The organism is Nitratireductor aquimarinus (genome assembly GCF_017255295.1).
In the GTDB taxonomy this organism is placed as follows: Bacteria; Pseudomonadota; Alphaproteobacteria; order Rhizobiales; family Rhizobiaceae; genus Nitratireductor; species Nitratireductor aquimarinus.
Genome location: NZ_JAFKDE010000013.1, coordinates 1 through 26,048, shown reverse-complemented (window position 1 = coordinate 26,048; position 26,048 = coordinate 1). Strand labels below are relative to the sequence as shown.

The window sequence follows — 26,048 nt, the reverse complement described above, 5'->3', positions numbered from 1 at the left end:
TGAGGCGAGGCCCCGTCCAGCGACGGGGCCTTCCTGTCACGCTCCGGCGCGGGGAGTGACAGGAAGGCCCGAATGCCGAGCCCTCGCGCCGCTGCGGTACCCCCTGTGGCGCCCCCTGCGGCGCCCAAGCGGACAACGAGCGGACAATCGGCAAGGCCCGAACAAGAGCATGGGGAAGCGGAGCGCCCAATGAGCAAGAGTGAAACCGGCCAGACGACAGGCGCGGACCAGGCAGAACTGCACGATCACGCCCATGGCGAATTCGGCACCGACCGCATCGGGCGGTTTCTTTTCTGGATCGCGGTGATCTTCTCGCTCTACCAGATCGCCACCGCCGCCCATGTGCTGAACCTGCCGAGCCAGGTGGTGCGCGCGTTCCATGTGGGCTTTCTGACGCTTCTGGTCTTTCCGCTGGTCGTGCAGGCCCGCGGCAGCGCGCCGGCCATCAAGGCGCTGGCCTGGGGACTGGCGCTCGCCGGCGTGGCCGTGGCGCTCTATCAGTATGTCGAATACAAGCCGCTGCTCCTGCGGGCCGGCGATCCGTTACCCATCGACATCGTGTTCGGCGTCATTGCGCTCGTCACCGTGTTTGCCGCCGCCTATGTGCTGATGGGCCCGGCTCTGCCGATCATCTCCGGCGCGTTTCTCGCCTACTGCCTGTTCGGGCAATACCTGCCCTCACCGCTGAACCATCGCGGCTATGATTTCAGCCAGGTCATCGACCACATGGCCTATGGCACGGAAGGCATTTACGGCATCCCGATCTACGTGTCGGCCACCTACATCTTCCTGTTCATCCTGTTCGGCTCGTTCCTCGAACGCGCCGGCATGATCAAGCTCTTCACCGATGTGTCGCTCGGCCTCGTGGGCCATGCGCGCGGCGGCGCGGCCAAGGTGTCGGTCATCTCGTCCGGCCTGATGGGCACAATCTCCGGCTCGGGCGTCGCCAATGTGGTGACCACCGGCCAGTTCACCATCCCGCTGATGAAGCGCTTCGGCTACCGCGCGGCCTTTGCCGGCGGTGTCGAATCCACCGCCTCCATGGGCGGGCAGATCATGCCGCCGGTGATGGGCGCCGTGGCCTTCATCATGGCCGAGACACTGGGGATCGAATATTACGAAGTGGTCAAGGCGGCGATCATTCCCGCCGTGCTCTACTTCGCCTCCGCCTTCTGGATGGTGCACCTGGAAGCCGGCAAATATGGCCTGCATGGCCTGCCGCGCTCGGAGCTGCCTTCTCCCCGCAAGGCGCTGCGCAAGGGCTGGTATCTCATCCTGCCGCTGGCCGTGCTCGTCTACCTCCTCTTCTCCGGCTATACGCCGCTCTTCGCCGGCACGATCGGGCTGTCGCTGACGGTTCTGCTGATCCTCGGCGGCTCGGTGGCGCTCGGTCTTCCCGGCCAGGTGCTGCGGGTCATCTTCTGGGTCGGTCTCGGCCTCGTTGCGGCAAGCTTCTTCAGCTACGGCATAACGGCGATCCTGATCGCCGCCCTTGTGCTGATCGTCGCGAACCTGTTCGTCGATGGCGGGCGCAAGACGCTGGCCGTCTGCCGCGACTCGCTTGCCGAGGGCGCGAAGACGGCGCTGCCGGTGGGCGTGGCCTGTGCCGTGGTCGGCATCATCATCGGAACCATGACCCTGACCGGCGTCGCCAACACGTTCGGCCAGTTCATCGTCTCGGTGGGTGAGAAGAGCCTGTTCCTCTCGCTCGTGCTCACCATGATCACCTGCATCATTCTGGGCATGGGCATTCCGACCATCCCCAACTACATCATCACCTCGTCGATTGCCGGCCCGGCGCTTCTGGCGCTCGGCGTGCCGCTGATCGTCAGCCACATGTTCGTGTTCTATTTCGGCATTCTGGCCGATCTGACGCCACCTGTTGCGCTTGCCTGTTTCGCCGCCGGCCCCATTGCCAAGGAAAACGGCCTCAAGATTTCCATGGAAGCGATCAAGGTGGCCGCCGCCGGCTTCGTGATACCCTTCATGGCGGTCTACACACCGGCGCTGATGCTTCAGGATGGCGGACCGCTGGCCGAGGCCTGGGGCTATTATCCGGCGGTCGCCTACATCGTCTTCAAGGCGCTGCTGGCCATTGCGCTGTGGGGGGCTGCGGTGATCGGCTTCCTGCGCTCGAAACTCGCCATCTGGGAGCGCGTCCTTGCAGCGGTCGCGGCCTTCACCCTGATCGCGGCTCTTCCTGTTACCGATGAACTCGGCTTCGCGCTTGCGGCCCTGTTCCTCGGTCAGCACTGGTATCGCACCCGCATGGCGCACGCGCCTCAGGAAAAGCGGGCCGGCGAATGAGCATATGCGTTCTGGCAGGCGGAAAGGCGCTGACCCTCGGGGCGGCGCTTTTCACCCTGTCATGGACGCATTCGGTCGAGAAGATCCGCTGGGAAGAAGACTGGCGGGCAGGCCCTGCCGGGCTCGAACTTGTCGAGGCGCGCGTTCAGGGATCGGGCGCGGGCATGGAGCCGCCGCCCGAAGCGCGCTTTGAAAATGGCTGGTGGACCTACCGCCCGACCCTGCCGCCACAGAGCGAACTTGCCCTTGCGGCGTCGGGCGCAACAGGCTCCGGCTGGCAATTGTGCACGGCAGATGAATGCCACGAACTGGGCGCGGCAGCCGGAAAGCCGGTGATCGTCAGATATTGTGAGTGAGCGCTGCCGTCAGGCTGCCGTGGCCGAACCGCTGCCACGCTTCTGGCAGGCAGGGCCGGGTCCGCGCATATAGTGGCGCTCCGGATGGTAGCGCGGCGCGATGAATTCACGAAGGGCGGCAATACAACGTACAAAAAGTGCCATGGGTCTCGTCCAACCGGTGGCGGCTCCTCCAAAACCGCCTGTTACAACTGTCTCAAGCTTTACATTCACAAGGTGAACGCTCTGTGAATGCCGGTCGGATTTCGCCCCGGTTTGTGCCCGTTTGAAGGCAGAAAACGGCTGCGCGTTCAGCGAGTTTTACGGTGTGGCCGCCGCGCCACAGTTCTGCGCGGCGCGGCGGCGCTTCAGTCTCAGTTTTCGCCCAGATAGGCAACGATGATGTCGAGTGCGGCCTGAAGGTCGTTGCGGTCGATCATCTCGGTCACGGTGTGGATGTAGCGCGTGCCCACCACGATGCCCACGGCGCGCGCACCGGCGGCGGCCTGCTGGGCTGCCGCGCCATCCTGGCCGCCACGGGCCAGAATGGTGCGCTGGTAGGGGATCGCCTTCTTCTTGGCGAGCTGTTCGACTTCACGCACCAGCGCCTGATCGGCAATGAAGGACGAGTCCTTCACGTGCAGGCCAAAGCCCTGCCCCTGCTTCGTCACCGCTTCATGCTCGCCAATGCCCGGCGTGTCGCAGGCAAGCGTGGTGTCGATGCCGAGACCGATGTCCGGCTTGACCGCATAGGCAGCCGTGCGCGCGCCGCGCAGGCCAACCTCTTCCTGCGCCGTGAAGGCCACATGGATCTCGCAATCATGCTTCGTGCCGGCTTCCTCCAGCGCGCGGATCACCTCGATGCCAAGCCAGCAGGCGACGCGGTTGTCGAGCGCCTTGGAGACGAACTTGTCACCCATTTCGAGGAAAGGCTCGTCCATCACCACGAAGTCGCCGACCTGCACCAGATCGCGCGCCTTTTCGCCAAGCCCCATGTCGACGATGAAATCGCCCGGCTCCGGCACCTTCTTGCGCTCTTCCGCACTCTGAATGTGGATCGGCTTGCCGGCGGGGTTCATCACGCCCTTGTAGTCGCCGCTCTCGGTGCAGATCAGCACACGGCGGGAAAACAGGTTGCGCGGATCAAAGCCGCCAACCGGATCGAGATGCAGGAAGCCCTTCTCGGTCACATGGGTCACAAGAAAGGCGATCTCGTCCATGTGGCACAGAAGCATGATCTTGAGCGGATCGCCCTTGGTCTTCTTGCGCGGCTTGCGCACGCACAGGAGCGAGCCCATCGGATCGGTTCGCACATCGTCGAACAGTCCCTCGATCTCTTTTTCGATGAGCGCGCGGACGCGCGTTTCATGGCCCGGCGCGCCCGGCGTTTCGCAGAGCCTGCGCAGCAGTTCGGTGTTCATCATTGTCCCCGGCAGAGCTTTGTTGGAATCATTGGTGAGGGGCGACCATGGCGCAAAGCCGCGCGGAAGGAAACGGCCACGCCTGCGTTTCGCGCTGGCTCAGGCCTCCCGCAGCAGCTTGTCGAAACCCGTGCGCCCCGGTGGTGTGAAGCGGATGATGCGGCTGTCCTTTTTCCGCCGCACCCAGTTCAGCGCGATGAAGCGGTCGAGCATGCCCGCGCCGAGACTGCCTGCCAGATGCGAACGCCGCACGCTCCAGTCCAGACAGGAGCGACACATCGGCCGCCGCTTCCTGCGCATCGCCTCAATGTCGAGCCCGAAATCGCAGAAGAAGCCAGCGCCCTTTTCCGTCAGGCTCACATCGTCTCCATCGATGGTCAGAAAACCACGTCCGGCGAACGCATCGAACATGGCGACGCCCGCCTCGCCCGCCAGATGGTCGTAGCAGATGCGCGCTTCGCGCATGGCCGTGTCGCGCGGACCGGGCAACACTTTTCGCGGCCCCAGCGCCGCCGCGACCCCCATGATGGATTCCAGCATGCCCGCCACCTGATGATCGGACAGCGCGTAATAGCGATGGCGGCCCTGCCGCGCCATGCGCAAAAGGCCGCCCTCGGTCAGCCTGGAAAGATGGGCGCTCGCCGTCGGCAGGGTGACACCGGCCTCGACCGCCAGTTCGCTGGCCGTCAAAGCCGTGCCGCCCATCAGCGCAGCCAGCATGTTGGCGCGCGCCGGATCTCCGACGAGGCTGGCAATCTGGGCGAGGTCCGCTCCTGCTTTCATAGTTCGATGCTAATCAAAGTGTGCGTGTGCAGCAAGCGCTATTCTCTCCTTGTCGAACCAGGGAGAAAGCGATGCGCCCCTATGGAAAACCATTGACGCCATCTTCGATGCGGGACGCACGCCGCCCCCTGTCGATCACCGTCATGCTGCAACGTTTCGCAGCGCGCCTTGCGCTGGCCTCGGAACGCTATCGGCAGAGGCGCACGCTAACAGACCTAACCGACGAACAGTTGCGCGATGTGGGCCTGACCCGCCGCGACGTGCAGCGCGAATCCGCAAAACCCTTCTGGGACATCTGACACAGAAAGCCCGAAAATGCTTCGATACCGACCGAAGCATGTCGGCAGGAGACAACCACCCCCATGACCATCACTTGCTTCATCCGCTACGAGATCGATCCCTTCAAGCGAGACGCCTTCGAGGAATATTCCCGCAACTGGGGTCAGGCGATCCCGCGCGCAGGCGTGGACCTGATCGGCTATTTCGCACCACATGAGGGCTCCACGACCACCGCCTATGGCGTTTACAATCTGGACAGTCTCGCAGCTTACGAAGAGTACCGGGCGCGGCTTGCCGCAAGCCCCGAAGGCCGCGCGAATTATGAATTCGCAAAGCGCGAACGTTTCATCCTGAAGGAGGACCGCATGTTTCTGAAACTTGCCTCCGCTCCCCATGCGAAATGGGTGCAGCCATGATCGCGGTGATCTTCGAAGTGGAGCCGGCGGCAGGAAAGCGCGATGCCTATCTTGGCATCGCGGCAGACCTGCGACCGATGCTCGACGGCGTGGATGGCTTCATTTCCATCGAGAGGTTTCAGAGCCTCAATGACGGGAACCGGGTGCTCTCGCTCTCGTTCTGGCGCGATGAGGAAGCGGTGAAAGCCTGGCGCAACACGGAGGAACACAGGCAGGCGCAGCGCACCGGGCGGAACGGCATATTCGCCGGCTACCGGTTACGCATCGCCCATGTCCTGCGCGATTACGGAATGACGGAGCGGGCCGAAGCACCCGCCGACAGCCGAGCCATGCATGACGCGGCCCGTCGGTCGGGATAGCCCGGTCAGGCGTTGCCTATGAGCATGCCTGCGGCAAACACCAGCGCGCCACCGAGCACCACCTGGAAGGTGGCGCGGCTCCACGGGGTTTCCATGTAGCGGTTCTGGATCCAGGCGATTGCCCAAAGCTCGACGAACACGATGATGAAGGCGATGATCGTCGCGGTCCAGAAATGCGGGATCAGATAGGGCAGCGCGTGGCCGAGACCGCCCACCGTGGTCATGATGCCGGTGGTGATGCCGCGCTTGATCGGCGAGCCGCGACCCGAGATCACGCCATCGTCCGACGCCACTTCGGTGAAGCCCATGGAGATGCCTGCGCCGATGGAGGCGGCGAGACCGACCAGGAAGGTCTGCCAGGTGTCGCCGGTGGCGAAGGCGGCGGCGAAGATGGGCGCCAGCGTGGAGACGGAGCCGTCCATCAGGCCGGCAAGGCCCGGCTGGACATAGGTCAGAACGAACTGTTTGTGCTCTGTCTGGTCTTCCTCGGCGCGCTCGTCTGCGCCCAGATGTTTTTCCGAAAGCCGGTGCGCCAGCGATTCATGCGCCTTTTCTGCAGCGGCAAGGTCGCCAAGCAGCTTGCGGATGCCCGCATCCTCCGTGCGCTTGGCCGCTTCAACATAGAAGCGGTGCGCCTGGTCTTCCATCTGCTCGGCCTGCGCACGCACCTTCTCCAGTCCCAGCGGACGCACCAGCCAGTCGGGTTTGCGCTCGTAATAGCCGCGCACATGCTCACGACGGATCAGCGGAATGCGCTCGCCGAACCGTGCGCGGTGCGCCTCGATCAGCGCGGCGCGATGTCCGTCCTCTTCCTTCGCCATCTCTTCGAACACGGCGGCAGAATGCGGAAAGTCCTCGCGCAGACCGTCCGCATAGGCGCGGTAGATGCGCGCATCATCTTCTTCCGACGAGATGGCGAGAGCGAGAATTTCCTGTTCAGTCAGCGATGAGAAGGAGCGGCGGGAGGAACCTAAGAAGCGAGAGAGCATTGTCCGGGCAATCCATTGTTTAGAATTATTCTAATTTAAGAACCAAGTGCGCCCGCGTCAACGCTCATGGCTTATTCAGTCATAACCATTCGCTTGGCACAGAGCATCGGACCGAAAAACGGGAACCGTTTTTCGGGTGAAGCCGATGCTCGATCAAAAGCTCAGATCAATCGAGCGTCCGGCGGAAACGCAGCAGAGCAAACCCGGCATAGATGAAGATAAACAGCACCAGAATGCCCGTCTCGAAAGCGATGGCCGGCAGGTCAGCTCCCTTCAGCATCACGGCGCGGATCACGCGCAGAAAATGAGTGAGCGGGAAGATCTCGCCAAGCCACTGCGCCCACTCCGGCATGCCGCGAAACGGGAACATGAAACCGGAGAGAAGGAGCGATGGCAGGAAGAAGAAGAAGGTAAGCTGCATGGCCTGCATCTGCGTGCGCGCCACGGTGGAGATCGTGTAACCGAGCAGAACCAGCGACAGCACGAAGATCAGCACCGCCACCAGAAGCAGCCACAGGCTGCCCACGAAGGGCACGCCGAACAGCAGCTTCGCCGCCCCCAGAATGACGGCCACCTGCACGGCGCCCACGACGAGATAGGGCAGCACCTTGCCCAGCATGATCTCCAGCGGGCTGGCGGGCATGGCGAGCAGGTTTTCCATCGTGCCGCGTTCGCGCTCGCGCGTCAGCGCGATGGAGGTCATCATCACCATGGTCATCTGCAGGATGACGCCCAGAAGACCGGGCACGATGTTGTACTGCGAGAGCCCTTCGGGATTGTAGCGGCGGTGAACGATGACCTCGAGCCGGTCGGCGGGCTTTGCCTCGGAGGCGGGCACGCCACGCTCGCGCAGAAGCGCCTCGGCGGCGACCGTGCCCAACGTGGAAATGGCCCCGGAGGCAACCGATGGATCGGTGGCATCGGCCTCAATGAGGATTTGCGGACGCTGCCCCCGGTCCACCCGGCGCGCAAAGTCCGACGGGATGGTGACGACAAACACCACCTCACCGCTCGCCATCAGATGCTCGGCCTCTTCCGCGCTGCCCACCACATGGTCGAAGCGGTAATAGTCCGTATTCTCCAGCGCAGAGACCATGGCCCGGCTGTAGTGATCCTGGCTCAGCGAAACGAGCGCCGCCGGCAGGGCCTTCGGATCGCTGTTGATCGCATAGCCGAACAGCACGAGCTGCATGAGCGGAACGCCGAGCATCATCCCGAAGGTGATGCGGTCGCGCCGCATCTGGATGAACTCCTTGATGAGCAGCGCCATGAGACGGCCAAGGGAGAAGATGCGGTTCATTGCATGTTGTCCGTCGAATTGGCCATAAACTGGATGAAGACATCCTCAAGACTGGTCTCGCCGCGCGAAACGGTCACGCCGTCGCGCCCTTCAAGGTCGGCCAGCGCAGCCTTGAGCGCAGCTTCGTCCGAGCCCACCACGTGCAGGCTCGCGCCGAAGGGCGCAACCTGCTCGACGCCCGGCCGCTGCCGCAGCTCGGCGGCGAGCTGTTCGAGTTTCGGCCCATCCACCAGATAGGTGACAAGCCCCGCATCCCGCACCACGTCCGCCACCGTTCCGGTGGCCAGAAGCGTGCCGTAGGAGATGTAGGAGATGCGGTGGCAGCGCTCGGCCTCGTCCATGTAGTGGGTCGAGACGAGAACGGTCAGACCGTCGGCGGCAAGCCGGTGGATCTCGTCCCAGAACTCGCGGCGCGCCTTGGGGTCGACACCCGCTGTCGGCTCATCGAGAAGCAGGAGCTTTGGCTGATGCATGATGCAGGCTGCCAGCGCCAGCCGCTGCTTCCAGCCGCCGGAAAGCGTTCCGGCAAGCTGGTTACGGCGCGAGGTGAGGCCCAGATCCTCCAGCGTGCGATCCACATGCGCACCGACCGGCTTCAGATCGTAAAGCCGCGCGACGAAGGCCAGGTTCTCGGCAATGGTGAGGTCTTCATAGAAGGAGAAACGCTGCGTCATGTAGCCGACCTCGCGCTTGATCCTGAGCCCCTCGCTCCGCAGATCGTAGCCGAGCACCGTGCCCTCTCCCTCATCCGGGGTCAGAAGCCCGCACATGATGCGGATCGTCGTTGTCTTGCCCGAACCGTTCGGCCCGAGAAAGCCAACGATTTCCCCTCTGGCGACCTGCATGGTCACCTGGTTCACGACGGTCTTGTCGCCGAACCGCTTGACGAGACCGTGGACGTCGATGGCGTTCATTGCGTGTCTGCCTTAAGGCGCACATCGACGATCTGCCCCGGCTGAAGACTGCGGGCCTCCCCCTCCGGTCGCGCCTCAATGAGGTAGACGAGTTTCTGCCGCGTCTCGAGCGAATAGATCACCGGCGGCGTGAACTCCGGCTCGGGCGAGATATAGGAAATGCGTGCGGTCAGCCCCGGTGCGCAGCCATCGCAATTGACCGCCAGCAACGCGTCCGGCTGAACGCTGGAGAACGCGGCTTCCGGCACATAGACCTTGAGCTTCACCTCGCCATCCGGCAACAGCGAAACCACCGGCGCGGAGGGGCCGGCCACATCTCCGGCATTGCGGATCACATCATCGATGCGGCCGCCGGCTGGGGCCTTGATGGCGCGTTCGGAAAGACGCCATTGCGCCTGTTCCAGCGCCGCTTCCATCTGATCGCGGCGCTTGGCTGCGGCCTTGATCGCCTCGGCGCGGGCCGGCAGGCGGGCAACGGCCAGATTGGCCTCGGCCTGACCTATGCGCGTGTCCGCCAGCTCCTTGGCCGTCTTCGCCTTGTCGAGCTCGGCCTGCGCGGCAATGCCCCGGCGAAACAGGTCCTGCGTGCGCGAGAGCACGCGCCCGGCTTCCGCCGCCTCGGCATTGGCGGACGAAAGCGCAGCTTCCAGAACGGCGATCTCTTCCGGGCGCTTCGCCTCCTGAAGGTCGGCGAGATGCGCCTCCGCTTCGGCCAGCCCCGCCTCGGCCTGACGCACGGCGATCCGCGCATCCGTCTCATCCATCATGGCGACGGTCGCGCCCGCCTCAACGATTGCGCCGCGCCGCACGGGCACCGCGCTCAGCTGACCAACCTCGGTGGGCGCAAGCAACACATAATCGCCTTCCACATAGCCGACGGCCAGCGGGGCCTCGCCACTGCAGCCAGACAGGAAACCTGCCAGAAGAGGAATTGCGCAAAGCATGCTCATGACTTTGTGTCCTTGTCGCGCGTCTGCGCGGTCAGAATGGCTTCCAGATTGCTGCTGGCGATGGCTGTGATGGCTGCAGCCTCGCGGCTGCCGATATCGCTCCACCCCATGCGCCGCTGCACCGCCTCGCTGGCGATGCGGAAATAGACGAGTTGCCCGATCAGCGTGAAAACGGTGAGCTTGGTCTCGTCACTCTCCGCCGGCCGACCGGTGGCCGCTTCCCACACCTGGCAGAGGCGTGTGTGCACCGGCGCGAAAACACCGTCATAGATGCGGTCGAGCGCAACGGTGGGATGGGCCAGTTCCCGAAGAACGAATTTGACGATCAGGCCCGCTTCGGGCCGCGCGGCGATGAAGCCCGTCATGGTTTCGAGAACCCGCATCAGGATGGCGCGCGCTGCGGCCGGATCGAGCTGCCCCGTCGCCTCGGACGGCACATCGAGAGCGCTGCCCGCGATGCCGCCGACCAGCTCGACGATGTGATCCGCACAGGCCGCGCGCAGCCCCTCCTTGCCGCCGAAATGGTAGGAGATCGACCCGATATTGGCCCCGGCCGCGCTCGCGATCTCCCGCGTCGTTGTGCCGTCATAGCCCTTCTCGCCAAACAACTTCAGCCCGGCCTGAATGAGCGAAAGCCGCGTGTGCTCTGCCGAAGAAAGACGCGCACCAGCGCCCGGTAAATCATGATTGCCCTGTTTCATGCATCGTATTTAATCAAACGATTGAATAAAGTCAAATTGTTGCTGCACCGTCGAAAGAGGAAACCACGACGCCCGCCCTGCACGAGAACACCACCCGATCGCCACGCATCTGTTCCGGCGAGAAAGGACGACCAAACATTTGACGGAGCATGGGAAGAACTGAGAACCGGATTCCACTTTTCGGTTTGATGCTCTAGGGTCAGGACCCATTAATATGGCCGCAATGGCGATCGATAGACCAAGAGATGCTAGGAAAAGCCCGCAGAGCGGGGTCTTTCCCCGGTCAAGGGGTTTGACGCGGCAGGTCGCCGGTCAATCGATCGTCCTTCGGATCGGCCTGATTTGCACGGGCGACTTTGTCGCAAGCCCTTGAAAGACGTGAAGTCTTCCTGCGGCCTTGCTTCGCGTATCCGCACAAATCAGGCCGACCATTGTGGCCATATTAACGGGACCTGACCCTAGGGTCTGCAACGTCGAATGGTTCGCCCCATGAGCGAACCGGATAATGCTGCTTGATTGGCGGACGGGAGCGCATGAGCGAACAATCCAGCACCCTGCTCGACCGGCTCGGCCGGTTTCTGGCGCGGCGACTGCAGAGCGAATCCTCAGGCTATCAGCCCTACACCCCGTCCGACCCGGAAACCCTGCACCGCACCCTGCAGCCCGGTGACATTCTTCTGATCGAGGGTAACCAGCGCATCTCGGCAGCGATCAAATATCTCACCCAGTCCACCTGGAGCCATGCCGCGCTCTATGTCGGCGACGCGCTGCCCGAGCCGGAAGACGGCTCCGAGCGGCCACGCCTCGTGGAGGTCATTCTGGGTGATGGCTGCATCGCGGCGCCGCTTTCAAAGTACAAGACCTACAACACCCGCATCTGTCGGGCGAGCGGCCTCACTCCGGATGACCGGAACGCCATCATTGACTTCATGGTCGGCAAGCTCGGGCTGCGCTACGACATGCGCAACATCTTCGATCTGCTGCGCTACTTCATGCCCACGCCACCCGTTCCGGTGCGCTGGCGGCGACGCATGATCGCGCTCGGCTCGGGCGATCCCACCCGCGCCATCTGCTCCTCGCTCATCGCCCAGGCCTTTCAGGGCGTGCGCTACCCGATCCTGCCGGAAACGGTGAAAGCCAAGGGGCATGCCTCGGCGGAGTCGGCCTATTCACGGCGCGAGATCCTGCACATCCGCCACCACAGCCTGTTCACGCCACGCGATTTCGACCTTTCGCCCTACTTTGCCATCGTCAAGCCGACGCTCACTTTCGGCTTCGACTACAAGACGCTCAACTGGGCCGAACGCAAGGACGACCAGACGGCTGAAGAGAACGGAAACAGCTGATGGAGCTTCACGCAGCGCTGGCGCTTCTGTTCCTCTGCTTCACCGCCTATTCACTGGTCTCACGCAGGCTCGAAGCCTCGGTCCTTTCCGGCCCGATGCTTTTCACCGCGCTGGGCTACGGCTTCTTCGAGGCAGACAGCAACCTCACCGCCGCGCTCGGCAATTCCATTGTCGAGTTCCTCGCCACGGCAACGCTGGCGATCATCCTGTTTCGCGATGCGGCCAATATCCGAATTTCCGGCGTCATGGCGGAGCCCGCCACCGCGCTTCTGTCTGCGCGGCTTCTGTTCATCGGCATTCCGCTCACCATCCTTGCCGGCACGCTGGCCGGCATGGCGCTGTTCCCCACGCTCGGCCTGTTCGGCGCGCTGGTTCTGGCCATCGTTCTGACCCCCACCGATGCAGCACTGGCGCAGCCCGTTTTCGGCAATGACGGATTGCCGGAAGTGGAACGCGAGGCGCTCGATGTGGAGAGCGGGCTGAATGACGGGCTGTGCCTGCCGCTGCTTCTGATCGCACTTGCCCTTGCGGCCGACACAGGCAGCGGCCAGGGCATGGCGGGGCATGCGACCTTCTTCGTCAAGCAGGTGGTGTTCGGGCCGCTGGTCGGTCTGGCGGTCGGCTATCTGGGTGCGGTCGCCAGCGAATTCGCGCTGCTGCGACGCCTTTCCAACCCGGCAGGGCGCACCCCGATCATGGTCACGCTCGCGGGCCTTGCCTATCTCGCAGCGGAGCTGACCGGCGGCAATGGCTTCCTCGCCGCCTTCTCGGCCGGCCTTGCCTTTGGCTGGCGCCTGCCCGCGCACACGGTCGCCGGCATGAGCAATTTCGCCATGACGGAAGGATCGATCCTCACCAATCTCACCTTCCTCCTGTTCGGTGCGGCGCTGCTGCCGCAGGCCTTCGAGACACCGCTTCTGCCCGGTCTCATCTACGCAGCCCTCAGCCTCACCGTTATCCGCATGGTTCCCGTGCTACTCGCCATGCTGGGAACCGACACGACCCTGCGCGCGCGCCTCTTTGTCGGATGGTTCGGCCCGCGCGGGCTTGCCTCCGTGCTCTACCTCATCCTCGTCGTCGACCAGTCAGGTTTCGACGCCGCCAGCGCCATCACCGACATCGCGGTTTTCGCCATCCTTCTGTCGGTCGTGCTGCATGGCGCGAGCGCGCCCTTCGCCAAACGGGTGTTCTTCCCGAAAACCGACTGACCGCGTTCAACCCGCGCTCCGCAAGATGTGACCGGCCCGCGCCTCGCCGTAAGGCAGCACGGGGCCTATACTCCCCGCCATGCTGTCGCCGGGCTGCGGCCTGCAACCCGGCCAATCCGGGAGGTCAGAAAATGACTGGTTTTCACGTCATGGCCGGAACCGACAAGACACTCACATTGCCGGCCGTTCGAAAGATCACCACGTCGGATGTGATCGACGCGCTTGGACGCGGGCTCGACGACTTCTGGCAGAAGCCATCGCACTATGCGTTTCTCTGCCTCATCTATCCGCTGGTCGGTGTGGTTCTCATCTACTGGGCGTCGGGCGCAAATGCGCTGCCGCTCCTGTTCCCGCTCGTCTCGGGCTTTGCCCTGCTTGGCCCGTTCGCGGCACTCGGCCTCTATGAGATCAGCCGGCGGCGCGAAGCCGGGCTCGATACATCCTGGCGGCATGCATTCGACGTGCGCAGATCACCGGCCATCCCGTCCATTGTGGCGGTCGGCGCGATGCTCTTTGCGATGTTCATAGCGTGGCTTCTCGTCGCGCAGGGGCTTTACACGCGCCTGCTCGGTCCCGAACCGCCGACATCGATGACGCATTTCCTCGAAACCCTGTTCACGACAGATGCGGGCTTCATGCTTCTGCTGCTTGGCAATGCCATCGGCTTCATCTTCGCCCTGGTGGTGCTGATCACCACGTCCATTGCGTTTCCGATGCTGCTTGATCGCGATTGCGGCGCCGTGGCCGCCATCATCACATCCGTGCGGGCGGCGAGCACCAATCCGGTGCCCATCGCACTCTGGGGCCTGCTCGTTGCAGGCGCACTGTTTGTGGGATCGCTGCCGCTCTTCGCAGGCCTTGCCGTGGTCATGCCGATCCTCGGCCACGCGACATGGCATCTCTACCGCAAACTGGTTGCGGAGTGAGAGACACGCTTACGGGCAGGCGGTCTGCCCGTTGCCCCCGGACACCGTGGCGCAGAGATTGGCGGCCATCTTGTTGAGCGCGCCAACCAGAACCCTGCGCTCGTCCTCGGCCATATCAAGAAGCGCTTCGTCATAGACAGACGTGCTGATCTGCCGAATGCTGTCGCAGGCTTCACGCGCTTTCTGGGTGATGTGGATCATGCGCACGCGCCGGTCCATTCTGCCCGCGCGCCGCACCACCCAGCCATTCTCGGCCATGCGGTCGACCATGCGCGAAACGCTGATCGGCTCCACTTCCAGAAACTCGGCCAGCCGCGCCTGCGGCACGCCGTCTTCTTTCATCAACCGGAACAGAAGTCCCCACTGAGCGGATGAAAGTCCGTACTCGTTGCCCTTCTCCTGAAAGCGCCGGCGCATCAATCGCGCGACGTCATGGATCAGGAGGCCGAGTTTGTGTCTGTCTGGATCGCTCATCCCGAGCATATATGGTGGGCGCGCCGTCGGTACAATAAGAGGCCTCATTTTCCGAAAAGCGCACTCTGCCGCTGCATACGCTGCAATCTGCCATCGCAATATGCTTGTCGAAAATGAGGCCGCCTGCTAGAGCCTGCGACATGACGAACACGCCACTTTCCCATATCCGCAACTTTTCCATCGTCGCGCATATCGACCATGGCAAGTCGACCCTTGCCGACCGGCTGATCCAGATGACGGGTTCGCTGGCCGATCGCGAGATGAAGGATCAGATCCTCGACTCGATGGACATCGAGCGTGAACGCGGCATCACCATCAAGGCCCAGACCGTGCGCCTCGAATATGATGCGCGAAACGGCGAGCACTATGTGCTGAACCTGATCGACACGCCCGGCCACGTGGACTTCGCCTATGAAGTCTCGCGTTCGCTTTCGGCGTGCGAGGGTTCGCTTCTCGTGGTCGACGCCAGCCAGGGCGTCGAAGCGCAGACGCTGGCCAATGTCTATCAGGCCATCGACAACGATCATGAGATCGTCACCGTTCTCAACAAAGTGGATCTGCCCGCAGCCGACACCGAGCGCGTGAAAGAGCAGATCGAAGAGGTGATCGGCCTCGACGCCTCCGACGCGATCCCGATTTCGGCAAAGACCGGCGTGGGCATCGACGATGTTCTGGAAGCCATCGTCACCCGCCTCCCCGCCCCCGAAGGCGGCGACCGGGAAGCCCCGCTCAAGGCGCTGCTGGTCGACAGCTGGTACGACGCCTATCTCGGCGTGATCGTGCTGGTGCGCGTGATCGACGGCAAGCTCAAGAAGGGCCAGACCATCCGCATGATGGGCACCGACGCCAAATATCCGGTGGACCGGGTTGGCGTGATGACCCCGAAGATGGTGATGGTGGACGAACTTGGCCCCGGCGAGATCGGCTTTATCACGGCTTCGATCAAGGAAGTGGCCGACACCCGCGTCGGTGATACGATCACCGAAGACAAGCGCCAGACCACATCGCCCCTGCCGGGCTTCAAGCCGGCGCAGCCGGTGGTGTTCTGCGGCCTGTTCCCGGTCGATGCCGCAGACTTCGAAGACCTGCGCGCCGCCATGGGCAAGCTGCGCCTCAACGACGCTTCGTTCTCGTTCGAGATGGAAACCTCTGCGGCGCTCGGCTTCGGCTTCCGCTGCGGCTTCCTCGGCCTTCTGCATCTGGAGATCATTCAGGAGCGGCTTGAGCGCGAGTTCAATCTCGACCTGATCGCCACCGCGCCTTCCGTGGTCTACCGCATGAACCTCACCTCCGGTGACCAGGTGGAGCTGCACAACCCCGCCGACATGCCGGACATTGTGCGCATCGACACGATCGAGGAGCCGTGGATCAAGGCGACGATCCTGACGCCGGACGATTATCTCGGCCCGATCCTCAAACTCTGCCAGGATCGTCGCGGCATCCAGACCGACCTTTCCTATGTCGGCAAGCGCGCCATGGTGACCTACGAGCTGCCGCTCAACGAAGTCGTGTTCGACTTCTATGACCGGCTCAAATCCATCACCAAGGGCTATGCCAGCTTCGACTACCAGATCATCGGATATCGCGAAGGCGATCTGGTGAAGATGTCGGTTCTCGTCAATGAAGAGCCGGTCGACGCGCTCTCCATGCTGGTGCACCGGCAGGCTGCCGAAAAGCGCGGCCGCGCCATGTGTGAGAAGCTCAAGGAGCTGATCCCCCGCCACATGTTCAAGATCCCGATCCAGGCCGCCATTGGCGGCAAGGTGGTCGCGCGCGAAACCATTTCGGCCATGCGCAAGGACGTGACGGCGAAGTGTTACGGCGGCGACGTGACCCGCAAGCGCAAGCTGCTCGAGAAGCAGAAAGAGGGCAAGAAGCGCATGCGCCAGTTCGGCAAGGTGGAGATTCCGCAGGAAGCCTTCATTCAGGCGCTGAAGATGAGCGACTAGATCGCCGTGCGTCCATCAGGACGCTCAAAGGACGAACCTGGGTCAGGCGGAAACGCCTGACACCAGAAATGCGATGAGACCCGCTGGCGAAAGCCTGCGGGTCTCACGCTTGATGCCACCTGTGCGGGCTGCCCCGCCACCCGTACCCGGCGGCATCGTCCGGGTGTTGGTGATCAGAGGGTGGCGCTTCAACGCGCCTTGAGCCGGAAGCCCCCGCCATTGCATTCCACGATCTGCTTGCCGGCCATCTGGTAGGCCGAGTCCCAGGAAACCTGCACCTGTTTGGGGCAGCCATTGTAGGACTTGTTGACCAGGTTCACGCTGCCCTGCGGCGTGTTGGCGGTGATCTTCACCAGCTTCAGCCCCTTGGCGCTGCTGATCGTACAGACCACATGATTGGGAATGGAGCAGTTCATGGCGGGACCAGCCATCTGCGGGGCCAGTGCAAACTGGCCGGCGACGCCTGCCGTCGGCAGACCGGTTGCAGTGATCATGGCAAACGATGCGGCGACCATGGTGAAGCGACGTGCATTGAACGAATAGGACATTTTGTTTCTCCAGTAGCGTTTTTCAGAAGGAGCATTCGCGCCCCGGATCGCCGTACGTCCATACGGACGCACAAGGACGACCTAAGCTCTTGATGGAGCATCGGAACTATCCGAAAACCGGTTTCCACTTTTCGGTCCGATGCTCCAGCATTCGTCAGTCGCTGCACGCTGGAGAAAGGTTCATAAAAAAAATCAGGCAGCACCCAAGGCCACTTCGCTATCGCCGTTCAAGCTCCGGGTTCCTGTGATAGCCCGGACCGATCGTGAGCGGCTTTTCCGGAACAACCGTATCGGCAATCTGGCTCGCATAGCTGTGCTCTTCCTGCCAGAGCAGGGTGGTCTTCGTGCGATCATAGACCCGGATATCGACGCGATAGGCCTTCTTCGCCTCAACGCCGCGAACGGGCGGGGTGCGCAATGCGTAGCGATCCGTCATCGTGCTCACGCGCTCGGAAACCACCAGCGGCGCACCACCCGCCGGATCCTCGAACGTCGCTTCGATGATCGACCCGCTGGCGAGCGGGCGCACCACCTGTGCCGTGAAACCGTAGAAGATTTCGGCCTCGCGATAGTTGAACATGAACCCGCCGCCGAGGATTTTAAGGTAGGGCGCGTCGGCAGGGTCCTCACGCGTGAACCAGCCCACCGCGAACAGCACCGCACACAGCGCCAGCGCCGCGATGATGATGTTCCTGAAGGAAAAGGCTCGCATCGCCAGCCTCCATTCTGGCCCCGACTGGCCCCGACTGGCCGATCATCCCGCGAAACAGCGCGCGTGTCGACAAGTGCGATCCGGGCCGGCGACTGCTTCCTCGCAGCACAAAAGAAAAACGGCGCGGATCTCTCCGCGCCGTTTCAAAAGCGTTCTTCTCGCAAAGCGGTCAGATGTCGAGATTGGCCACCGAAAGCGCATTGTCCTGAATGAACTCGCGGCGGGGCTCCACCTCGTCGCCCATCAGGCGCGAGAAGAGCGAATCCGCGTCGGTGGCGTCCGTCACCTTCACCTGAAGCAGCGAACGCGCATCCGGGTCGAGCGTCGTCTCCCAGAGCTGCTCGGCATTCATCTCGCCCAGCCCTTTGTAGCGCTGCATGGTGAGGCCCTTGCGCCCCGTGGCGAACACGGCGTCGAGCAACGCCATCGGCCCGCTGATGACTTCGGACTTGTCCTTGCGGCGCAGCATCGGAGACTTGGTGTAAATCTCCTGCAGGCGCTCGGTGTAGCGATCAATGGCGCGCGCATCAGCCGACGCAACAAGCGCCGAATCCAGCACCACCACTTCGCGCACGCCGCGCACGGTGCGCTCGAAAAGATAACCGCCAGCGCCCTCATTGGATGGGTTCACCCGGCCTTCCCAGCCGCGCTCGATGTCTTCGGAGATCATGTCCAGACGTTCGGCCACCTTCTGTGCGGCCTCGGCTGCCCTGCCCGGATCGGCCAGCACCGCCGCATTGAGCGCACCGGCAATGGCCGCCTGCTCGACAACGGAACGGCTGTAGCGTGTGTGCAGGCCATTGATGAGCTGGCGCACGCCGCGTGCATCGTCGATGACCTGCTTGAGGTCCTGCCCGCCACGCACTTCGCCATTGGACAGTTCGAGCGTTGCTTCCTCAAGACCGGAATTGATCAGGAACTCCTCGAACGCCGCTTCGTCCTTGATGTACTGGACGGACTTGCCACGCGTCACCTTGTAGAGCGGCGGCTGGGCGATATAGAGGTTTCCACGCTCGATCAGCTCCGGCATCTGCCGGAAGAAGAAGGTCAGGAGCAGCGTGCGAATGTGGGCGCCGTCGACGTCGGCGTCCGTCATGATGATGATCTTGTGATAGCGCAGCTTGTCGGCGTTGAACTCGTCCTTGCCGATGCCGGTGCCGAGCGCCGTGATCAGCGTGCCGATCATGTCGGACGACAGCATGCGGTCGAAGCGGGCGCGCTCCACATTGAGGATCTTGCCGCGCAGCGGCAGGATCGCCTGGTTCTTGCGCGACCGGCCGGATTTGGCCGAGCCGCCAGCGGAGTCACCCTCGACGATGAAGATTTCGGACTTCGCCGGATCGCGTTCCTGGCAATCGGCCAGTTTGCCCGGCAGCGAGGTGATGTCGAGCACGCCCTTGCGGCGCGTCAGCTCGCGCGCCTTGCGGGCTGCCTCACGCGCAGAGGCCGCTTCCACCACCTTGCCGATCAGCGTCTTGGCTTCCGTCGGATGCTCTTCGAACCATGTGCCAAGCGCCTCGTTGACGAGGCTTTCCACCACGGGGCGCACTTCCGAGGACACGAGCTTGTCCTTGGTCTGTGACGAGAACTTCGGGTCCGGCACCTTGACCGAGAGAACGGCCGTCAGGCCTTCACGGCAGTCATCGCCCGTGAGCGAGACCTTTTCCTTCTTGGTCAGGCCGGAACTGTCCGCATAGCCGGTCACCTGGCGCGTCAGCGCGCCACGGAAGCCGGCCATATGCGTGCCGCCATCGCGCTGCGGGATGTTGTTGGTGAAGCACAGGACGTTCTCGTGGTAGGAATCGTTCCACCACATCGCCACTTCCACCGTGATCCCGTCCTTCTCACCGCCAATGGCGATGGGGGCTTCGATCAGCGGCTTCTTGGCGCGGTCGAGATATTTCACAAACTCCACGATGCCGCCGTCGAACAGGAATTCCTGGCTCTTCTCGTCGGCATGACGCTTGTCCGTCAGCAGGATGCGCACACCGGAGTTCAGGAACGCGAGCTCGCGCAGGCGGTGCTCCAGCGTGTCGTAGTTGAACTCCGTCATGGTGAAGGTCTCGGGCGAAGGCATGAAGCTCACTTCCGTGCCCGTCTCACTGCCCGCATCGCCCGTAACGGCCAGCGGCGCATCGGCAACGCCATGCGAGAAGCTCATCTCGTGGATCTGGCCCTTGCGGCGGATCTTTAGCTTCAGCTTGGTGGAAAGCGCGTTCACCACGGACACGCCCACGCCGTGCAGACCGCCAGAAACCTTGTAGGAGTTCTGGTCGAACTTACCGCCCGCGTGCAGCTGCGTCATAATGACCTCGGCCGCCGAGACCCCCTCTTCCGCATGCATGTCGGTGGGAATGCCGCGGCCATTGTCCGTGACGGTGACGAAGCCGTCAGCGGTGAGCGTCACGGTCACCAGCGTGGCGTGACCGGCAAGCGCCTCATCGATGGCGTTGTCGACCACCTCATAGACCATGTGATGCAGGCCGGAGCCGTCATCCGTGTCGCCGATATACATGCCGGGGCGCTTGCGAACAGCGTCCAGCCCCTTCAATACCTTGATGGATTCCGCGCCGTATTCGGCCTGTTCGCCTGGGAGAGTTTCGGGCGTGTCGCTCATCAAATTCTTTCACTCAGGAGCCCGGAGGGAACCCCCTGTAGGGCATGGGAAAAACGCGCTGCGAATCAGTCAGCGCTCACTGACCAAGATATAGGCGTTTCATGGCTTTTTTCCAAGTTTTCGGGCCATTTCGGGCTGGGGATGACGGCTTGCGCCGCGACATGTTCATCTTGTTGCCCCATCGCCCTTTGCCTTTGGCGCGAAACCGACTATGTAGCCCCTGAGAAATCGGAGACCGAGGCAAATGGCAACGATCAGCCAGAACCCTAAGCTCATCACCATTTTTGGCGGCTCAGGCTTTGTCGGCCGTCATCTGGTGCAGGCGCTGACCAAGCGCGGGCATCGTGTGCGCGTTGCCTGCCGCAACCCCAATTCGGCGATCCACCTGCAGCCGCTTGGCAATGTGGGACAGGTGCAGGCCGTGCAGGCAAACCTGCGCAACCGCGCCTCCATCGACCGGGCCGTTGAAGGGGCAGACCATGTGATCAACCTGGTCGGCATCCTCTATGAATCCGGCCGTCAGTCCTTCGACGCCGTGCAGAATTTCGGCGCGCGCGCCGTCGCGGAAGCCGCCCGTGCAGCCGGCGCGAAGCTGACGCATGGCTCCGCCATCGGCGCCGACCTGAATTCCGACTCCGACTACGCCCGCACTAAGGCGCTGGGCGAGCAGGCGGTTCTGGAGACCGTGAAGGATGCGGTGATCATTCGCCCGTCCATCGTGTTCGGTCCGGAAGACGACTTCTTCAACCGCTTCGCCAATCTGGCGCGTTTCTCGCCCTTCCTGCCGCTCATCGGCGGTGGCGAGACGAAGTTCCAGCCTGTCTATGTGGGCGATGTGGCCGAAGCCTATGCCCGCTCCGTGGACGGCGACCTGGAAGGTGGCCAGATCTATGAGCTGGGCGGCCCGGAAGTTCTTTCGTTCCGCGAATGCCTCGAAGAGATGCTGGAAGCCACCTACCGCAAACGCTGGTTCGTTTCCCTGCCCTGGTTCGTGGCGCGCATTCAGGCCCGCATTCTCGGCCTTCTGCCCAAGCCGATGCTGACGCTCGACCAAGTGAAGCTTCTGAAGTCCGACAATGTCGTTTCCGAGGAGGCGAAAGCCGCCGGCCGCACGCTCGACGGGCTCGGCATCCAGAAGCATTCGCTTGCAGCCATCCTGCCCACCTATCTGTGGCGTTATCGCCCGGCAGGCCAGTTCACCCGCAAGCAGTTCCTCTAGAGCATCGGTCATTCCGATGCTCCATCAGGGAAATGGATTGTCCTTTGTGCGCCCGAATGGGCGCACGGTGATCTAGGACCTGTTGTTGGGCGGCTGGGAGACATTTCTGCCTGACACGCTGGGAGCGCTCCCGGCGCTTCTCCTTATCATCGCCAGCTTCTTCACTTCGGCGCTGACAGCCGCTTTCGGCGTCGGCGGCGGGGTGGCCATGCTGGCGCTGCTCGGCCTCTTCATTCCGGTCGCAGCACTCATCCCCGTGCATGGAGCCGTCCAGCTCGGCTCCAACACCGGGCGCGCCTGGCGCCAGCGCGCGCATATCCGCTTTTCCATCGCCGCACCATTCATTCTCGGCAGCCTGATCGGCGCCGCCGTCGGGGCGTATTTCGTCGTGCAGCTGCCCGACGCGCTGCTGAAGCTCGTTCTGGGCGTGTTCGTCATCGCGGTTACCTGGACAAAGATCCCCGGTGCGGCCCGCCTCGGCCATGCCGGCCTTGCCTTCGGCAGCGCCGTTCTGGCGCTCGCAACCATGTTTGTCGGCGCGACGGGACCACTCCTGTCCGCCTTCTTCGCGCAGATCATTCCCGATGACCGCAAGGCGCTGGTCGCCACCCACGCCGCCGGCATGACCGTGCAGCACGCACTGAAGGTCGTCGTGTTTGCCGTTGCGGGATTCGCCTTCTGGCACTGGCTGCCCTTCATCGCCCTGATGATCGCCTCGGGCTATCTTGGAACCCTCTATGGCAGCCGTCTTCTGGAGAAAATGCCGGAAGAGACGTTCCGGCGCTGGTTCAGGATCGGCCTGACCCTGCTCGCACTGGACCTCATCCGACGCGGCCTGATGGGGATGGTGTAAGGGGTTTTCCATTCGGCTGGCCGGGTGGCGCCCCGGTGCCTTTCTCCGGTGAGGCTTGAGCGATGCCCACCCCACCTCGTCATCCCTCTCCCACTTCGTCATCCTATGGCTTGACCATAGGATCCATGCCATTGCGACGCCCCGGCACCGGCGCGGAAAACGATCCGCAATCTTCAGAGGCTGCGGTTCGTCCCAGACGTTCCGGCATGGATCCTCGGATCAAGTCCGAGGATGACGAAGGAGCGGGGTGGGGCATCGTCTTTGCCGTTACAGGTTTCACCTGCTGGCAGTCATAGGGGGACATGCTCAAACCCCACTCGGGCCACCTTAAGCAGATCGGGCAGATACCCATCCCCCACTTCGTCATCCTATGGCTTGACCATAGGATCCATGCCATGCCGCTGCCACCGGCACAGCCGCAGAAAACGATGCGCGATCTTCAGAGGCTGCGGTTCACCCCAAACGCTCCGGCATGGATCCTCGGATCAAGTCCGAGGATGACGAAGGAGCGGGATGGGGCATCGTCTTTGCCGTTACCGGGGACGCTGCCCGGTCATAGGGGGAACACGCTCAAACCCCACCGGCGTCACCTTGAGCGGGGTTGGCCAAATGCCTCCCCCACTTCGTCATCCTATGGCTTGACCATAGGATCCATGCCACGGCGCTGCCACCGGAACAGGCGCAGAAAACGATGCGCGATCTTCAAAGGCTGCGGTTCGTCCCAGACGTTCCGGCATGGATCCTCGGATCAAGTCCGAGGATGACGAAGGAGCGGAAGGGAGGAGCGGAGGGAAGGAACAGCGGAGGGGAGGGGGAGCCGGGCGTGGATGTCGGGCTTCTCCCAACCGGACTAACGCGGCGGCGTGCCGTTCTCGGCCAGAACCTCACCGATCAGGTAGAGCGAACCGCAAATGAGAATGCGTGGCGGCGGCTCGGTGCCGTCGCGACCGGCATCAAGCGTGTCATGCAGGAGCTTCAGCGCATTGGCCACCGAGTGCACCGGCTCGGCGGAAAGCCCCGCCTCCATCGCCCGGGCAGCCAGTTCGGCATTCGGCACGCCGGCATCACTTGCCGCCACCGGAACCGTGTAGACATGGCGGGCCATGCCCTCGAAAGCGCGGAAATATGCCGTCTGATCCTTGGTGTTGATCATGCCGGCAATCAGGAAAAGCGGGCGCGGCGAGCGATCCTCTTCAGACGCGAGCGCTTCGGCAATCGCCTCACCCGCGCCGGGATTGTGACCGCCATCAATCCAGATTTCTGAGCCCTCGGGGGCCAGATCTGCCAGCGGGCCGGCCTCGAGCCGCTGCAAACGGCCAGGCCACACAACGCGTTCCATGGCCGTTTCCGCCGCGCGCAGATCGACGGGGAAACCCGCTGCCTTGACCGCCGCGATGGCGGCGGCAGCGTTGGCGATCTGATGCCGTCCGGTGAGCCGGGGCAATGACATGTCAAACAGACCGTCATTGTCCTGATAGATCATGCGGCCATTCTCTTCGAAAGCGAGGAAGTCCTCGCCATAGACGGTCAGCGGACAGGTAAGCCGCTCAGCCGTATCGACGAGCACTTCGCGCGCGGCGTCGAAGGGCTGCTGTCCGACCACGACAGGACAGCCGCGTTTGATGATCCCGGCCTTCTCGGCCGCGATCAGCTCCACCCGGTCGCCCAGATAAGCCTCGTGATCGAGCGAGATCGGCATGATGAGGCTGGCCGCAGGGCGGGGAATGACATTGGTGGCGTCGAAACGCCCGCCCAGACCGACTTCGACAATGGCCACATCCGCCGGATGCTCGGAAAAGAGCACGAACATCACCGCCGTAAGGATTTCAAAGACGGTGATCGCCTCGCCGCCATTGGCCTCCGCCACACGCGCCACGGCATCGGCCAGAACCGCGTCTTCGACAAGCCTGCCGCCGCCTTCTGCCCCGATCCGGTAACGCTCGTGCCAGTTGACCAGATGCGGCGAGGTGTGGACGTGAACCACTCGCCCCGACGCCTCCAGCACGGCGCGCGAAAAGGCCGTTGCCGAGCCCTTGCCATTGGTGCCCGCCACATGAATGACGGGCGGCATGTTGAGGTGCGGGTTGCCCAGCCGCTCGAGCAGGCGCGTGACGCGCTCGAGCGACAGGTCGAAGCCCTTGGGATGGAGCGAAAGCAGACGCTCGATTTCCCGCTCGGCAGAAAGAGTGGTCATTGCAGTCCTGTCCGAAGAAGGATGGGGTCTCGGCCGGCGACAGCCAGTCTGGCTCAGGCCTTGGGCTGTTCGGCTTCTGCCTCGGGCGCAGCGTCCGAAACGGCCTCGGCCTCTTCAACCACCACCTCTTCGACGATTTCCGGCTTGGCCTCGACCTTCTCCTTCAGGAGAATTTTAAGGAGCCGCGCAATGGTCTCACGCATTTCCAGACGCGAAACCACCATGTCGACCATGCCGTGGTCGCGCAGATATTCAGCCCGCTGGAAGCCTTCCGGCAGCTTCTCGCGAATGGTCTGCTCGATCACGCGGGGGCCGGCAAAGCCGATCAGCGCGCCCGGCTCTGCGATGTGAACATCGCCCAGCATGGCGTAGGACGCCGTCACGCCGCCGGTGGTCGGGTTGGTCAGCACGACGATGTAAGGCAGGCCCGCTTCCTTCAGCCGGTCCAGCGCAACCGTGGTGCGCGGAAGCTGCATCAGCGAAAGAATGCCTTCCTGCATGCGCGCGCCACCCGAAGCAGCATAAAGCACCAGCGGAAGCTTGCGCTCCACAGCCGTCTCGAAGGCGCGTACGATCGCTTCACCGGCAGCCATGCCGAGCGAGCCGCCCATGAAGGCGAAGTCCTGAACGGTTGCCACCAGCTCCAGACCTTCCACGCGGCCAACACCGCTCAGCACGGCGTCTTCCATGCTGGTCTTGGCCTTGGCGTCACGCAGGCGGTCGGTGTAGCGGCGCTCATCGCGGAATTTCAGCGGGTCGATCACGACCTTCGGATTTTCCAGAACCGCGTATTCGCCATCGTCAAAGAAGGACTTCAACCGCTCGCGAGCGGAAATCTTCATGTGATGACCGGAGGAGGGAATGACCCAGAGATTGTCTTCCAGATCCTTGTGGAAGACCATTTCGCCACTCTCGGGATCCTTGATCCAGAGGTTCTCCGGCATTTCCCGACGACCGAGCATCGAGTTGATCTTCGGCCTCACATAGCTGGTGATCCAGTTCATTCCATTTGCCTTCTTTTCTTCTGGATACTGAGGATGCGCCGTCTATCGGGCAACAGCAAGGCGCGCTTCCCGCACGCCGTCCGCAAGCCCTTTGACGAGGGTCGCAACGGCCTCGGCGGGGTCTGCGATCCTGTTGCCATCGGCGTCGTAACACTGTGCGATGGTCGCAACGATGGCGCTGCCGACGACAACACCGTCCGCGACCTCGCCAATCGCCCGCGCCTGGCGCGCCGTCTTCACCCCG

26 protein-coding genes are annotated in these 26,048 nt (G+C 63.1%); 11 read left to right on the top strand and 15 right to left on the bottom strand.

Annotation, left to right across the window (positions count from 1 at the left end; genetic code table 11):
* Positions 1-189 precede the first annotated feature (189 nt).
* Together JYP46_RS19935 and JYP46_RS19930 are read left to right on the top strand one after the other, a co-directional pair.
* Positions 190-2,307 (top strand): TRAP transporter permease, encoded by a 2,118-nt coding sequence (locus JYP46_RS19935; RefSeq protein WP_206549113.1) that lies wholly within the window; start codon positions 190-192, stop codon positions 2,305-2,307.
* Positions 2,304-2,663, top strand: coding sequence for a DUF1850 domain-containing protein (locus JYP46_RS19930; RefSeq protein WP_206549112.1), 360 nt, complete (start codon positions 2,304-2,306; stop codon positions 2,661-2,663). Before JYP46_RS19935 ends, JYP46_RS19930 begins: the two co-directional genes overlap by 4 nt.
* A 9-nt stretch (positions 2,664-2,672) precedes the next feature.
* Here JYP46_RS19930 and JYP46_RS22250 read toward each other — a convergent pair whose 3' ends face one another.
* The 3 genes from JYP46_RS22250 to JYP46_RS19920 all read right to left on the bottom strand — a co-directional run bounded on the left by JYP46_RS22250 (position 2,673) and on the right by JYP46_RS19920 (position 4,846).
* Complete coding sequence (locus tag JYP46_RS22250) at positions 2,673-2,807, bottom strand: hypothetical protein (RefSeq protein WP_261397498.1); 135 nt, start codon at positions 2,805-2,807, stop codon at positions 2,673-2,675.
* Between the two features lie 209 nt (positions 2,808-3,016).
* On the bottom strand, positions 3,017-4,063 hold the full coding sequence (locus JYP46_RS19925; RefSeq protein ID WP_206546587.1) for a M42 family metallopeptidase: 1,047 nt from the start codon (positions 4,061-4,063) through the stop codon (positions 3,017-3,019).
* A gap of 99 nt (positions 4,064-4,162) precedes the next feature.
* Positions 4,163-4,846: an ArsR/SmtB family transcription factor gene (locus JYP46_RS19920; RefSeq protein WP_206549111.1), complete on the bottom strand. Its 684-nt coding sequence runs from the start codon at positions 4,844-4,846 to the stop codon at positions 4,163-4,165.
* Between the two features lie 71 nt (positions 4,847-4,917).
* Between JYP46_RS19920 and JYP46_RS19915 the strand changes: the two genes are divergently transcribed.
* From JYP46_RS19915 to JYP46_RS19905, 3 genes are all read left to right on the top strand, one after another.
* A complete protein-coding gene (locus JYP46_RS19915) occupies positions 4,918-5,145 on the top strand; it encodes a DUF1127 domain-containing protein (RefSeq protein ID WP_244974892.1) in 228 nt (75 codons plus the stop codon).
* 63 nt (positions 5,146-5,208) lie between these two features.
* The gene (locus tag JYP46_RS19910; RefSeq protein WP_113153712.1) at positions 5,209-5,541 is read left to right on the top strand and encodes an NIPSNAP family protein; all 333 of its coding nucleotides are present in this window, start codon (positions 5,209-5,211) and stop codon (positions 5,539-5,541) included.
* Positions 5,538-5,900, top strand: a complete 363-nt coding sequence (locus tag JYP46_RS19905) for an antibiotic biosynthesis monooxygenase family protein (RefSeq protein ID WP_206549110.1) — start codon at positions 5,538-5,540, stop codon at positions 5,898-5,900. Before JYP46_RS19910 ends, JYP46_RS19905 begins: the two co-directional genes overlap by 4 nt.
* Before the next feature lie 5 nt (positions 5,901-5,905).
* On the opposite strand, the gene mbfA is transcribed toward JYP46_RS19905, so the two are convergent.
* The 5 genes from mbfA to JYP46_RS19880 all read right to left on the bottom strand — a co-directional run bounded on the left by mbfA (position 5,906) and on the right by JYP46_RS19880 (position 10,754).
* Positions 5,906-6,889 (bottom strand): iron exporter MbfA, encoded by a 984-nt coding sequence (mbfA, locus tag JYP46_RS19900; RefSeq protein ID WP_113153711.1) that lies wholly within the window; start codon positions 6,887-6,889, stop codon positions 5,906-5,908.
* 166 nt (positions 6,890-7,055) lie between these two features.
* On the bottom strand, positions 7,056-8,189 hold the full coding sequence (locus JYP46_RS19895; protein ID WP_206546528.1) for an ABC transporter permease: 1,134 nt from the start codon (positions 8,187-8,189) through the stop codon (positions 7,056-7,058).
* On the bottom strand, positions 8,186-9,103 hold the full coding sequence (locus JYP46_RS19890; protein ID WP_206546527.1) for an ABC transporter ATP-binding protein: 918 nt from the start codon (positions 9,101-9,103) through the stop codon (positions 8,186-8,188). The genes JYP46_RS19895 and JYP46_RS19890 overlap by 4 nt, the downstream gene beginning before the upstream one ends.
* Positions 9,100-10,053, bottom strand: coding sequence for an HlyD family secretion protein (locus JYP46_RS19885; protein ID WP_206549109.1), 954 nt, complete (start codon positions 10,051-10,053; stop codon positions 9,100-9,102). Before JYP46_RS19885 ends, JYP46_RS19890 begins: the two co-directional genes overlap by 4 nt.
* Entirely contained in the window at positions 10,050-10,754 is a 705-nt protein-coding gene (locus JYP46_RS19880; RefSeq protein ID WP_206549108.1) for a CerR family C-terminal domain-containing protein, read from the bottom strand. Before JYP46_RS19880 ends, JYP46_RS19885 begins: the two co-directional genes overlap by 4 nt.
* A 533-nt stretch (positions 10,755-11,287) precedes the next feature.
* Between JYP46_RS19880 and JYP46_RS19875 the strand changes: the two genes are divergently transcribed.
* The 3 genes from JYP46_RS19875 to JYP46_RS19865 all read left to right on the top strand — a co-directional run bounded on the left by JYP46_RS19875 (position 11,288) and on the right by JYP46_RS19865 (position 14,234).
* The gene (locus JYP46_RS19875) at positions 11,288-12,100 is read left to right on the top strand and encodes a YiiX/YebB-like N1pC/P60 family cysteine hydrolase (RefSeq protein ID WP_113153706.1); all 813 of its coding nucleotides are present in this window, start codon (positions 11,288-11,290) and stop codon (positions 12,098-12,100) included.
* Positions 12,100-13,308: a cation:proton antiporter gene (locus tag JYP46_RS19870; RefSeq protein ID WP_206549107.1), complete on the top strand. Its 1,209-nt coding sequence runs from the start codon at positions 12,100-12,102 to the stop codon at positions 13,306-13,308. Before JYP46_RS19875 ends, JYP46_RS19870 begins: the two co-directional genes overlap by 1 nt.
* A 131-nt stretch (positions 13,309-13,439) precedes the next feature.
* Positions 13,440-14,234 carry a DUF2189 domain-containing protein gene (locus JYP46_RS19865; protein WP_206549106.1) on the top strand — a complete coding sequence of 265 codons (795 nt, stop codon included), beginning with the start codon at positions 13,440-13,442 and terminating at the stop codon, positions 14,232-14,234.
* Between the two features lie 9 nt (positions 14,235-14,243).
* Here the strand turns inward: JYP46_RS19865 and JYP46_RS19860 are convergent, their stop codons facing one another.
* Positions 14,244-14,708 (bottom strand): MarR family winged helix-turn-helix transcriptional regulator, encoded by a 465-nt coding sequence (locus JYP46_RS19860; RefSeq protein WP_206546522.1) that lies wholly within the window; start codon positions 14,706-14,708, stop codon positions 14,244-14,246.
* A 140-nt stretch (positions 14,709-14,848) separates the two neighbouring features.
* On the opposite strand from JYP46_RS19860, the gene lepA reads away from it, so the two are divergent.
* Entirely contained in the window at positions 14,849-16,657 is a 1,809-nt protein-coding gene (gene lepA, locus JYP46_RS19855) for a translation elongation factor 4 (RefSeq protein ID WP_113153702.1), read from the top strand.
* A gap of 188 nt (positions 16,658-16,845) precedes the next feature.
* Here the strand turns inward: lepA and JYP46_RS19850 are convergent, their stop codons facing one another.
* The 3 genes from JYP46_RS19850 to gyrB form a co-directional block, all read right to left on the bottom strand.
* Complete coding sequence (locus JYP46_RS19850) at positions 16,846-17,205, bottom strand: hypothetical protein (RefSeq protein WP_206549105.1); 360 nt, start codon at positions 17,203-17,205, stop codon at positions 16,846-16,848.
* A 217-nt stretch (positions 17,206-17,422) separates the two neighbouring features.
* Entirely contained in the window at positions 17,423-17,917 is a 495-nt protein-coding gene (locus tag JYP46_RS19845) for a hypothetical protein (protein WP_206549104.1), read from the bottom strand.
* 169 nt (positions 17,918-18,086) lie between these two features.
* Positions 18,087-20,534, bottom strand: a complete 2,448-nt coding sequence (gene gyrB, locus JYP46_RS19840; protein ID WP_113153699.1) for a DNA topoisomerase (ATP-hydrolyzing) subunit B — start codon at positions 20,532-20,534, stop codon at positions 18,087-18,089.
* Between the two features lie 244 nt (positions 20,535-20,778).
* Between gyrB and JYP46_RS19835 the strand changes: the two genes are divergently transcribed.
* Both JYP46_RS19835 and JYP46_RS19830 read left to right on the top strand, forming a co-directional pair.
* Positions 20,779-21,753, top strand: a complete 975-nt coding sequence (locus tag JYP46_RS19835; RefSeq protein WP_113153698.1) for a complex I NDUFA9 subunit family protein — start codon at positions 20,779-20,781, stop codon at positions 21,751-21,753.
* A gap of 85 nt (positions 21,754-21,838) precedes the next feature.
* Entirely contained in the window at positions 21,839-22,606 is a 768-nt protein-coding gene (locus tag JYP46_RS19830; protein ID WP_113153697.1) for a sulfite exporter TauE/SafE family protein, read from the top strand.
* An 850-nt stretch (positions 22,607-23,456) separates the two neighbouring features.
* On the opposite strand, the gene JYP46_RS19825 is transcribed toward JYP46_RS19830, so the two are convergent.
* The 3 genes from JYP46_RS19825 to JYP46_RS19815 form a co-directional block, all read right to left on the bottom strand.
* A complete protein-coding gene (locus JYP46_RS19825; protein ID WP_206549103.1) occupies positions 23,457-24,800 on the bottom strand; it encodes a bifunctional folylpolyglutamate synthase/dihydrofolate synthase in 1,344 nt (447 codons plus the stop codon).
* Between the two features lie 53 nt (positions 24,801-24,853).
* Positions 24,854-25,804 carry an acetyl-CoA carboxylase, carboxyltransferase subunit beta gene (gene accD, locus JYP46_RS19820; RefSeq protein WP_206546516.1) on the bottom strand — a complete coding sequence of 317 codons (951 nt, stop codon included), beginning with the start codon at positions 25,802-25,804 and terminating at the stop codon, positions 24,854-24,856.
* A 42-nt stretch (positions 25,805-25,846) separates the two neighbouring features.
* The coding region (locus JYP46_RS19815) for a tryptophan synthase subunit alpha (protein WP_206549102.1) at positions 25,847-26,048 on the bottom strand (202 nt) is incomplete at its 5' end.

Excerpts from the sequence above, each read along its gene's own strand:
- JYP46_RS19935 (WP_206549113.1), top strand. The coding sequence starts at position 190 with ATGAGCAAGAGTGAAACCGGCCAGACGACAGGCGCGGACCAGGCAGAA.
- JYP46_RS19930 (WP_206549112.1), top strand. The coding sequence starts at position 2,304 with ATGAGCATATGCGTTCTGGCAGGCGGAAAGGCGCTGACCCTCGGGGCG.
- JYP46_RS22250 (WP_261397498.1), bottom strand. The coding sequence starts at position 2,807 with ATGGCACTTTTTGTACGTTGTATTGCCGCCCTTCGTGAATTCATCGCG.
- JYP46_RS19925 (WP_206546587.1), bottom strand. The coding sequence starts at position 4,063 with ATGAACACCGAACTGCTGCGCAGGCTCTGCGAAACGCCGGGCGCGCCG.
- JYP46_RS19920 (WP_206549111.1), bottom strand. The coding sequence starts at position 4,846 with ATGAAAGCAGGAGCGGACCTCGCCCAGATTGCCAGCCTCGTCGGAGAT.
- JYP46_RS19915 (WP_244974892.1), top strand. The coding sequence starts at position 4,918 with ATGCGCCCCTATGGAAAACCATTGACGCCATCTTCGATGCGGGACGCA.
- JYP46_RS19910 (WP_113153712.1), top strand. The coding sequence starts at position 5,209 with ATGACCATCACTTGCTTCATCCGCTACGAGATCGATCCCTTCAAGCGA.
- JYP46_RS19905 (WP_206549110.1), top strand. The coding sequence starts at position 5,538 with ATGATCGCGGTGATCTTCGAAGTGGAGCCGGCGGCAGGAAAGCGCGAT.
- mbfA (WP_113153711.1), bottom strand. The coding sequence starts at position 6,889 with ATGCTCTCTCGCTTCTTAGGTTCCTCCCGCCGCTCCTTCTCATCGCTG.
- JYP46_RS19895 (WP_206546528.1), bottom strand. The coding sequence starts at position 8,189 with ATGAACCGCATCTTCTCCCTTGGCCGTCTCATGGCGCTGCTCATCAAG.
- JYP46_RS19890 (WP_206546527.1), bottom strand. The coding sequence starts at position 9,103 with ATGAACGCCATCGACGTCCACGGTCTCGTCAAGCGGTTCGGCGACAAG.
- JYP46_RS19885 (WP_206549109.1), bottom strand. The coding sequence starts at position 10,053 with ATGAGCATGCTTTGCGCAATTCCTCTTCTGGCAGGTTTCCTGTCTGGC.
- JYP46_RS19880 (WP_206549108.1), bottom strand. The coding sequence starts at position 10,754 with ATGAAACAGGGCAATCATGATTTACCGGGCGCTGGTGCGCGTCTTTCT.
- JYP46_RS19875 (WP_113153706.1), top strand. The coding sequence starts at position 11,288 with ATGAGCGAACAATCCAGCACCCTGCTCGACCGGCTCGGCCGGTTTCTG.
- JYP46_RS19870 (WP_206549107.1), top strand. The coding sequence starts at position 12,100 with ATGGAGCTTCACGCAGCGCTGGCGCTTCTGTTCCTCTGCTTCACCGCC.
- JYP46_RS19865 (WP_206549106.1), top strand. The coding sequence starts at position 13,440 with ATGACTGGTTTTCACGTCATGGCCGGAACCGACAAGACACTCACATTG.
- JYP46_RS19860 (WP_206546522.1), bottom strand. The coding sequence starts at position 14,708 with ATGAGCGATCCAGACAGACACAAACTCGGCCTCCTGATCCATGACGTC.
- lepA (WP_113153702.1), top strand. The coding sequence starts at position 14,849 with ATGACGAACACGCCACTTTCCCATATCCGCAACTTTTCCATCGTCGCG.
- JYP46_RS19850 (WP_206549105.1), bottom strand. The coding sequence starts at position 17,205 with ATGTCCTATTCGTTCAATGCACGTCGCTTCACCATGGTCGCCGCATCG.
- JYP46_RS19845 (WP_206549104.1), bottom strand. The coding sequence starts at position 17,917 with ATGCGAGCCTTTTCCTTCAGGAACATCATCATCGCGGCGCTGGCGCTG.
- gyrB (WP_113153699.1), bottom strand. The coding sequence starts at position 20,534 with ATGAGCGACACGCCCGAAACTCTCCCAGGCGAACAGGCCGAATACGGC.
- JYP46_RS19835 (WP_113153698.1), top strand. The coding sequence starts at position 20,779 with ATGGCAACGATCAGCCAGAACCCTAAGCTCATCACCATTTTTGGCGGC.
- JYP46_RS19825 (WP_206549103.1), bottom strand. The coding sequence starts at position 24,800 with ATGACCACTCTTTCTGCCGAGCGGGAAATCGAGCGTCTGCTTTCGCTC.
- accD (WP_206546516.1), bottom strand. The coding sequence starts at position 25,804 with ATGAACTGGATCACCAGCTATGTGAGGCCGAAGATCAACTCGATGCTC.